The organism is Microlunatus sp. M237, assembly GCF_056896895.1.
In genome coordinates this window covers 218,639-226,227 of record NZ_JBXHBL010000005.1, presented here as the reverse complement: position 1 = coordinate 226,227, position 7,589 = coordinate 218,639, and the positions used below count along the sequence as shown (strand labels likewise).

At 68.6% G+C, this 7,589-nt stretch carries 9 protein-coding genes; 2 read left to right on the top strand and 7 right to left on the bottom strand.

Annotated features, from left to right (window positions below; translation table 11 throughout):
• The first annotated feature begins 105 nt into the window (after positions 1-105).
• On the top strand, positions 106-1,077 hold the full coding sequence (locus AC1XX3_RS18795) for an IS481 family transposase (protein WP_483319022.1): 972 nt from the start codon (positions 106-108) through the stop codon (positions 1,075-1,077).
• Between the two features lie 35 nt (positions 1,078-1,112).
• On the opposite strand, the gene AC1XX3_RS18790 is transcribed toward AC1XX3_RS18795, so the two are convergent.
• From AC1XX3_RS18790 to AC1XX3_RS18770, 5 genes are all read right to left on the bottom strand, one after another.
• Positions 1,113-1,901, bottom strand: a complete 789-nt coding sequence (locus AC1XX3_RS18790) for an ABC transporter permease (RefSeq protein ID WP_483322708.1) — start codon at positions 1,899-1,901, stop codon at positions 1,113-1,115.
• Between the two features lies 1 nt (position 1,902).
• Complete coding sequence (locus AC1XX3_RS18785; protein ID WP_483322707.1) at positions 1,903-2,820, bottom strand: ABC transporter permease; 918 nt, start codon at positions 2,818-2,820, stop codon at positions 1,903-1,905.
• The gene (locus tag AC1XX3_RS18780; RefSeq protein WP_483322706.1) at positions 2,813-3,832 is read right to left on the bottom strand and encodes an ABC transporter ATP-binding protein; all 1,020 of its coding nucleotides are present in this window, start codon (positions 3,830-3,832) and stop codon (positions 2,813-2,815) included. Before AC1XX3_RS18780 ends, AC1XX3_RS18785 begins: the two co-directional genes overlap by 8 nt.
• 146 nt (positions 3,833-3,978) lie before the next feature.
• Complete coding sequence (locus tag AC1XX3_RS18775; protein ID WP_483322705.1) at positions 3,979-4,662, bottom strand: VC0807 family protein; 684 nt, start codon at positions 4,660-4,662, stop codon at positions 3,979-3,981.
• Positions 4,659-5,255, bottom strand: a complete 597-nt coding sequence (locus AC1XX3_RS18770) for a TetR family transcriptional regulator (RefSeq protein ID WP_483322704.1) — start codon at positions 5,253-5,255, stop codon at positions 4,659-4,661. The genes AC1XX3_RS18775 and AC1XX3_RS18770 overlap by 4 nt, the downstream gene beginning before the upstream one ends.
• Positions 5,256-5,309: 54 nt before the next feature.
• Between AC1XX3_RS18770 and AC1XX3_RS18765 the strand changes: the two genes are divergently transcribed.
• Positions 5,310-5,744: a hypothetical protein gene (locus tag AC1XX3_RS18765; protein WP_483322703.1), complete on the top strand. Its 435-nt coding sequence runs from the start codon at positions 5,310-5,312 to the stop codon at positions 5,742-5,744.
• Positions 5,745-5,905: 161 nt separating this feature from the next.
• Here the strand turns inward: AC1XX3_RS18765 and AC1XX3_RS18760 are convergent, their stop codons facing one another.
• A complete protein-coding gene (locus AC1XX3_RS18760; RefSeq protein ID WP_483322702.1) occupies positions 5,906-6,946 on the bottom strand; it encodes a phosphotransferase enzyme family protein in 1,041 nt (346 codons plus the stop codon).
• A 53-nt stretch (positions 6,947-6,999) separates the two neighbouring features.
• Complete coding sequence (locus AC1XX3_RS18755) at positions 7,000-7,581, bottom strand: TetR/AcrR family transcriptional regulator (protein WP_483322701.1); 582 nt, start codon at positions 7,579-7,581, stop codon at positions 7,000-7,002.
• Between the last annotated feature and the right edge of the window lie 8 nt (positions 7,582-7,589).

Below are 7,589 nucleotides of genomic sequence, written 5' to 3'. Positions count from 1 at the left end.
TGTACTCGGCCAAGAGGTTGGTGACACTTCGGTCGGGTGGTTGACGTAGCGAGGACCTCCGGGTGCGGTGGAGATGTCGAAGTCTTCTACCGTCCGGAGGTCCTCATGTCCCACCGTAATGCCCGTCTGACTGTTCACGGCCGGCTGTTGTTGGTGCAGCGGGTCTGTCACCAGCAGTGGCCGGTCGCCCATGCCGCGAAGGCGATGGGCATCTCTCGTCAGTGCGCGCACCGCTGGGTAGCGCGCTACCGCTCCTTCGGTGAGGCTGGTTTGGCTGACCGGTCGTCGCGGCCGCTTCACAGCCCGACCCGGACTCCGGCTGTGGTGGAGAAGCGGGTGCTGCAGCTGCGTCACGACGAACGCCGGGGGCAGGACTGGCTGGGGCCCGAGACCGGGGTGCCAGCGCGGACGGTGGCGCGGATCCTGCGCCGCCACCAGGTGCCGCGGCTGGTCGAGTGCGACCCGCTCACCGGTCAGGTGATCCGTACCTCCAAGGCGACCGCAGTCCGCTACGAACGCGACCGGCCCGGGGAGCTGGTCCACATGGACGTCAAGAAGATCGGCAAGATCCCCCACGGTGGCGGCTGGAAAGCCCACGGCCGCCAGCACGGCCAGACCTCAGCGCAGAAGCGGGCGCGGATCGGCTACGACTACGTCCACTCCCTGATCGACGACCACTCCCGGCTCGCCTACTCCGAGATCCTGACCGACGAGAAAGGCCCCACCTGCGCCGCGTTCCTGCTCCGCGCCGCCGCCTACTTCGCCGACCACGGCATCCCCACCATTGAACGGCTGATGACCGACAACGCGTGGGCCTACCGCTGGTCACTTCGAGAAGTCGTCGCCCAGCTCGGCGCCCGCCACCTGTTCATCAAACCCCACTGCCCGTGGCAGAACGGCAAGGCGGAACGGTTCAACCGCACCCTGCAGGTCGAATGGGCCTACCGGCAGGTGTTCCTCACCAACACCGACCGCACCACAGCCCTTGCACCCTGGCTCGAGTTCTACAACACTCAACGCCGACACACCGCACTCGACGGCCTGCCGCCGACCAGCCGACTGTCACCAACGTCATGACCGAGTACATCTAGTCGGCAGCAGCGCGGACCGGATCAGGCCGACGCGCCGGTGTAGCGACGCAGGGCCACGAACCAGAACAACCGCGAACCGACGACGAACATCGCGGCCACCGAGACCGACAGCAGCACGCCCTGCAGCGACAGCTGTCCGGTCAGGGCTTGGGCCGGCACGGTGACCGCGAAGGCGATCGGGACCACGAAGGTGAGCACCGGTCGCATCCAGCCCGGGAAGATCGGCACCGGCCACCGGCCGGCGCTGCCGAACAGGGCCTGGAAGATCACCAAGATGTTGTCGAGCTTGACGAACCAGAACGCCATCGTGGAGAGCAGCAGCAAGAAGCTGTAGACGGTCGCCAACCCGGCCACCAGGGTGATCACGAAGAGCAGGACGGCGAGCGGATCCAGGCCGACGCCGATCCGGGTGAGGGCATAGCTCACCACCCCGATCCCGACGACCACGTCGGTCAGCGACTGCGGCGCCATCACCTGCGAGCTGGCGAGCAGCTGGGAATCCGCCGGCTTGGTCAGCAAGAAGTCGAACGTACCCAGCCGAATGCCTTCCATCATGGCCTCGAACGACGGTCTGATCACCAGTCCCAGCACGCCGCTGATGAAGAAGTGGATGCCCACCAGCACCAGCAGGTCGTCAACGGTCCAGCCCCGGAGATCGACGGTGTTGCTGAAGATGACGGACAGCCCGAGGATCTGGGTGAGCAGGTTGATCACGGCGTTGAGCACGGCGATCACGAAGTCGGAGCGGTACTGCACGATGTTGAGCAGCCCGACGGTGAGGAAAGCGCGCAGGACCCGCAACGAGTGCATCTCAGGCTCCCACGGCGGTGTAGCGGGCGCTGGCGCGTGACCACATCAGGCGCAGCACCATCAGGGCGACGGCGATCCAGATCAGCTGGGCGGCATAGCCGGTGATCAGATCGAGGCCGCTACGCCGCCCGAGCAGGACCTCGACCGGATAGGCCAGCGCCCACGGGAACGGTGTCCATGCCGCCAGGGTCTGCATCCAGCCGGGTAGCACCGACAGCGGTGAGAACTGGCCGCCGAGGAAGGTGAACAACGAGAAGAACACCGTGTTCATGGCCGACACCTTGGTCAGCCAGAACGCCGACAGCGCCACGCACCACTCGACCACGAAGCGCAGCACCATGGCCAACACCACGGCGGGCAGGAACGCCAGCACCGAGCTGACCGAGAGGCCCGACAGGTCGGCATGGAAGATCACCGCCAGCGCGACCGCCGCCGGGACGATCCCGACCAGTCCGACGAGCTTGTAGCTGAGGTTCTCGCAGACGTCGTTGTGGATGGGGTGGACCGGGCGCAGCAGCAGCGGTGAGAACGCACCGGTACGGACCCGGTATTCGAACTCCCACATGTGCCAGATGAACGTGAGGTGGTCCACCACCATCATGATCAAGAAGTACGCCACGAACTGGTCCGCGGTGTAGCCACCGGTGCTGCCGTCGCCGGCCACCGTGCGCCAGACGACGATGAACACCAGCGGCTGGATGATGCTGGTCAGCACCCAGATCATCACCGCCCCGCGATAGGCAAGATTGGCAGCGAGCGCGGAGGCGAACTGGCGCCGGTAGTACCTGGCCATCGCGGCGGCGGAGAACCGGGCGAACGAGGGCCGAACCCAGTCGTCCAGCGCCGCGTCGGCGTGGGACGCCCCGGGCGCCGGTGTGTTGCTCGGGGAGTCGTTGCTGCGCCGGTCGGCATCACGCATGCTGGTGTCCCTCGGCCTCGTCGACGGCCGGCTGGTCGAAGACGTCCTCGATCACCCGCTCGATCGGCGGGTCGGCGATGGTCAGGTCGATCACCGGCAGAGCGGCCAGCAGCCGGGCCGCTGCCGCCGGAGTCTCGCTCTTGGCGACCCGCAGGGTCGCCCCGAGCGCCGTCCGCTCGACCACCTCGCCCTGCACCAGCGCGGCCAGCTCGCCGTCGGTCACCGTCGTGGCCTCGTCGATCTGGACGGTGATCATCTTGTGGGCGGCGAACTGGCTGACCAGCGCCGACAGCTCGCCGTCGAAGAGCAGGCTGCCGCGGTGGATGACAATCACCCGGCGGCAGAGTGCCTCGACGTCGGCCATGTAGTGGCTGGTCAGCATCACGCAGGCTCCGGTGCGCTGGTTGTATTCCGCGACGAACGCGCGGATCCGCCGCTGCATCGCCACGTCCAGCCCGATGGTCGGCTCATCCAGGAACAGCACGGCCGGGTAGTGCAGCAGCGAGCCGGCGATCTCGCACTTCATCCGCTCCCCCAGGCTGAGGTTGCGGACCGGCTTGCGCAGCAGGTCACCGAGCTCGAGCAGCTCGGTCAGCTCGGCCAACCTCCGGGTGAAGTCGGCCGGAGCGATCCTGAAGATGGCCTGGTAGAGCCGGTAGGAGTCCATCACGGGGATGTCCCATTGCAGCTGGTTGCGGTTGCCCATCACCAGCGCCATCCGCCCCAGATAGTCGCGGTCACGCTTCCACGGGGTGAATCCGAGCACGTCCGCGGTGCCCGCAGTCGGATGCAGCAGACCGGACAGCATCTTCAGCGTGGTGGTCTTGCCGGCGCCGTTGGGTCCCAGGAAGCCGACGACCTCGCCGTGGTCGATCCGAAAGCTGACCCCCGCCACTGCCCGCACGCTTCGGGTGCGCCGGTGGGCCAACGAGGTGATCGCAGCCTTGATCCCGCCCTCCCGCTCGGGGACGACGTAGGTCTTGCCGAGCTCCTCGACGATGATGTCCGCCACGCACCAGTCCTTCCTGCTCGCCGTACGCCCCGTTGCGCCACCCGGCTCGGTCTGATCCTGCCGGATCGGCGACCGGGATGGACCGGGTGCGCGGACAACTCTGCAACCTCACGCGCACTGGAGGTCAAGTGGTTATCGGCGCGGGCTCAGATCGGCTGAGCAGCTGCATGGTCGCCGCGGCGCAGTGGCGAGCGTGGGTCGTGCACCCGGCAGCTCACGTGGTAGACGCTGAGCACCACGTTGAGGACGACCACGGTTCCCAGATAGAGCAGCAGGCCGAGGGCCGGCACCAGGTCGGGTCGGACGGTGTACGCGAGCACGATGCGCAGCCCCGCGTCAGCCAGCAGGCCCACGCCCCAGAACACACTCGACACCCGCCACATCCGGCGAAACCGCGACGACACCTCCCAGAGCGCGTCCCAGCGGTCCGGCCACCGGAGCCGGCCCTCCAGCAGCGGCCGGGAGAAGGAGTACGCCAACGGACGAGCCGTCCGAGCGCTGAGCAGGAACCAGCATCCGGTCACCCCGGTCATCACCGCCTCGCGGGCGAGGAGGAAGCGGGTGCTGCCGGGGACCAACGTCACGAGGAGCGCACCGAGGGTCATGGCCGTGAAATAGGTGGCCAGACCGTCGACTTTGCGATGCCGCGCCAGAGCGTACAGCCCGGGAAGAGCCGAGACGAGAGTGGACAGCAGCAGCGCCAGATAGACGCTCGTGCCCATCGAGCGCAGCAGATAGAACAGCGCGGTGGGAAGGGCAAGGCCGACCACCGCCCGCACCGTCGTGGCGCCGACGCGGCGCCGCAGGCCGGCTGGATCGCTGTCGGTCATGCCACCTCCCGCCGGGTTCCCAGCTCGAAGAGGGTGACGAGCTCGCGACCGAACGCCGCGCAGTCCAGGTCCGGCTCAGCCTCGAGCGCAAAGGGAAGGGCCTCGACCGCCCGCTGCACGGCCAGCGCCATGACGGACGGGTCGAAGTCTCGGAATTCACCCTCGGCCTGGCCGCGGCGCAGAATCTGCTCCACATGGCTGGGAACGGGCACGTCCGCGCCGGTGCCGCTCGGCAGCGCCCCCGCGAGCACCAGCTGCAGCACGGCGCGCATCGCGGCCCGGTTGGCAGCGGTGAAAGCCACCACACCCTCGATATAGCTGCGTAGCTGACCGGCCGCCGTGGGAGCCGCCGCCACCGCGCGCCCGACCTCGTCCCCGATCGCCGACAGCACGTGCTCGACGACGGCCCGGATGAGCTCGTCCTTGCCTGCGAAGTGGTACGAGATCAACCGGGTGCTGGACAGCTGCGCACGCCGGGCGATCCGGGCGAATGACGCCTGCGCGTACCCGTCCTCCGCGATGACCGCGATGGTGGCGTCGATGATCTGCGACCGTCGCGCCTGTGCCGTCACCGACCGCTGTGTTACTCGCATGAGTAAATGCTACGTCGATTGAGTAATCCCTGTCGATAGGACATGCTCTCAGCCATGAGTTCGCGAGGCGGCTACCCGATGGCCATGGCGTGGACCGGTGTCGTCGCCGTCGCCGTCGCCGCGTTTCTGCCCTGGAGCGACAACCGCCTCTTGGGTCCGGAGTCGGCGGTGTCCATCCTGGTCAGCAGCACCCCCGAGGTCTCGCTGCTGCTGGCGGTCGGTGAAGCGCTGCTCCTGGTGGCCGCCGTCACGCTCCCGCGGCAGGGGAGAGTCGCCGCCCTGACCGCCGGCCTCGGCCTGGTGGCAGTCGTGGTCAGCGCGGTCACCTTCCCCAGGCATCCCGTGCTCTGGGACGGAGCGGACGAACACGGCCGCCCCACCGGCGGCATGGTGTCGACGTCGGTCGAGGTGGGAGCTGTGGTGGCGGTGCTCGGCGGCGTCCTCGTGCTGGCGGCGGTGCTGATCCGGCGGCGAGGAGGATCCCGATAGGTCGGCTCGATGTGACCTACCGGGAGACCTGACGTCGTGTGTCGAAAGAACGAGCACACCCTCAATCGCATCGTATGTAGTTGAAGCGACAAACGTCAATGCTCCCGTCGACCGGCGGCCGGCGGCGTGTCGAGCACTCGTCAGCGAGCTGACCTTCCGGGTCAGGCGGTCAGAGGTCCGGGATCCGACAACGCCGCGCCCCAACCACCGGGATCGTCCCCGTCGGGCACTGCCTGGATGCCTCGCCACAGAACCACCGCCGCCAGCCACCCCTCCTCGACCTGGGTGAGGGGGCGCACCGTGCGATAGCCGGCCAGGAACGCCGCCCGGACTCCCGCGCTGGTCGGCTGCCAGTCGCGGAAGTGGGTGGCCAGCAGAACGACCGCCTGAGCCAGGTCCACGACGCAGTGGTCAAGACCCGCGTCGTCGAAGTCGAGCACAGCCGTCACCTGGGAATCGGCGGTGAGCACGTTGGCGCCGCGGAAGTCGCGGTGGATCAGTTGCACCGGCGCGTCGATCGGCGGCAGGTCGGCCACGAGCTCACGCAACCGGGCCGACGCCTCCGGCACCCGACCGGGATCGGTGCTGAGCCAGCCTCGGACCCGGGCACCCAGGTCAGCCATCGGGGTCTGACCATCCTGGCCCGCGAGGTCGAACGGGGCGGTGGCGAGGGCGGCGAACTGGCCGGGGTCGAGGGCGGCGAGGGCGTCATGCAGTCGCGCTAGACACGAACCAGCGGCGGCGACGGCGGCGGTGTCGGTGACGTCGAGCAGCTCGCCGGCCATGATCGGCTGGAGGGTCACCGACAACGACCGCGTACCCGGCTCGACCACCAGGCGGCAGGAGCCGTCGAGCGACGGGATCGGCTTGGCCACCGGCAGTCCGTGATCCGCGAGCGTGGCGACCAGACGGGTCGACGCCGCCAGGCGCTCGAAGAGGAGGACCGCCGAGGACCATTTCGCCACCAGTGGACCCGCATCGGTCTGCAACCAGGCGATGGCACTGTGGTCGCTGATCAGGACCCGCTCGCAGGCATCCAGCTGGATGCCCCACCGCGCGGCCAGCAGGTCACTCAGCCACCGGGTCACGTCCGCGAGGTCAGCGAAGCCGAACCGGTCGCGCATGGCCACCACCGCGTCGGCGGATTCCCACAGCATCGACAACCCGGACGGAAACAGGGCGCTCGCGGTCGTGGGAGTCACGGACGAGCCTGCCGGTCGGTCACGTGCCGCCGCTCGCGACCATGCGATTTCGCTCATCCTGCCGCGCAGTCGCAGCGACGAAAGCCCGCCAGCACCCGGTCCACCAGAGGTTCGATCTCGGCGGCGGTGATTGGCTCGTTCCGCCACAGCAGACGGTAGTAGAAGGCGCCGTCGATGAGATCCAGTACGTCATCGAGGCTGGTGTCGGGGGCGATCTCGCCGGCGGCCACGGCTCGGTCCAGATAGGGCCGGCTCTGCTCGCGAACATCCCTGAGCGACCCGAGGAACGCGTCGCTGATCAGATCGTCGCCACTGGCTGCGGCGACGATCTCGGCGGCCGAGCGGCGGATCCGGCGGGTCCGCAGCGTCTCCACCGACCGGGTGAGCCGGTGCACGAGGTGGGTCCGGAAGTCGACGTCGGCCACCTCCTCCGTCGGCGGGTGGATCGGCGTACCCGCGATGGCCAGCAGGATCTCGTCCACGCTTGCGTACCGGCGGTTGACCGCCGGCAGGCTCACCCCAGCGCGACGGGCGATCTGCTCCCGGCTCAACCGGCTCCGACCGGCCTCGTCCAGCAGGGCGACGCAGGCGTCGAGGATGGCCTGATCGATCGAGCCGCTCCGCGGTCTGGCCATGGCGCCCC

Bases quoted from the DNA above. Each gene is read 5' to 3' on its own strand.
- AC1XX3_RS18795 (WP_483319022.1), top strand. From the start codon at position 106: ATGTCCCACCGTAATGCCCGTCTGACTGTTCACGGCCGGCTGTTGTTG.
- AC1XX3_RS18765 (WP_483322703.1), top strand. From the start codon at position 5,310: ATGAGTTCGCGAGGCGGCTACCCGATGGCCATGGCGTGGACCGGTGTC.
- AC1XX3_RS18770 (WP_483322704.1), bottom strand. From the start codon at position 5,255: ATGCGAGTAACACAGCGGTCGGTGACGGCACAGGCGCGACGGTCGCAG.
- AC1XX3_RS18785 (WP_483322707.1), bottom strand. From the start codon at position 2,820: ATGCGTGATGCCGACCGGCGCAGCAACGACTCCCCGAGCAACACACCG.
- AC1XX3_RS18755 (WP_483322701.1), bottom strand. From the start codon at position 7,581: ATGGCCAGACCGCGGAGCGGCTCGATCGATCAGGCCATCCTCGACGCC.
- AC1XX3_RS18775 (WP_483322705.1), bottom strand. From the start codon at position 4,662: ATGACCGACAGCGATCCAGCCGGCCTGCGGCGCCGCGTCGGCGCCACG.
- AC1XX3_RS18790 (WP_483322708.1), bottom strand. From the start codon at position 1,901: ATGCACTCGTTGCGGGTCCTGCGCGCTTTCCTCACCGTCGGGCTGCTC.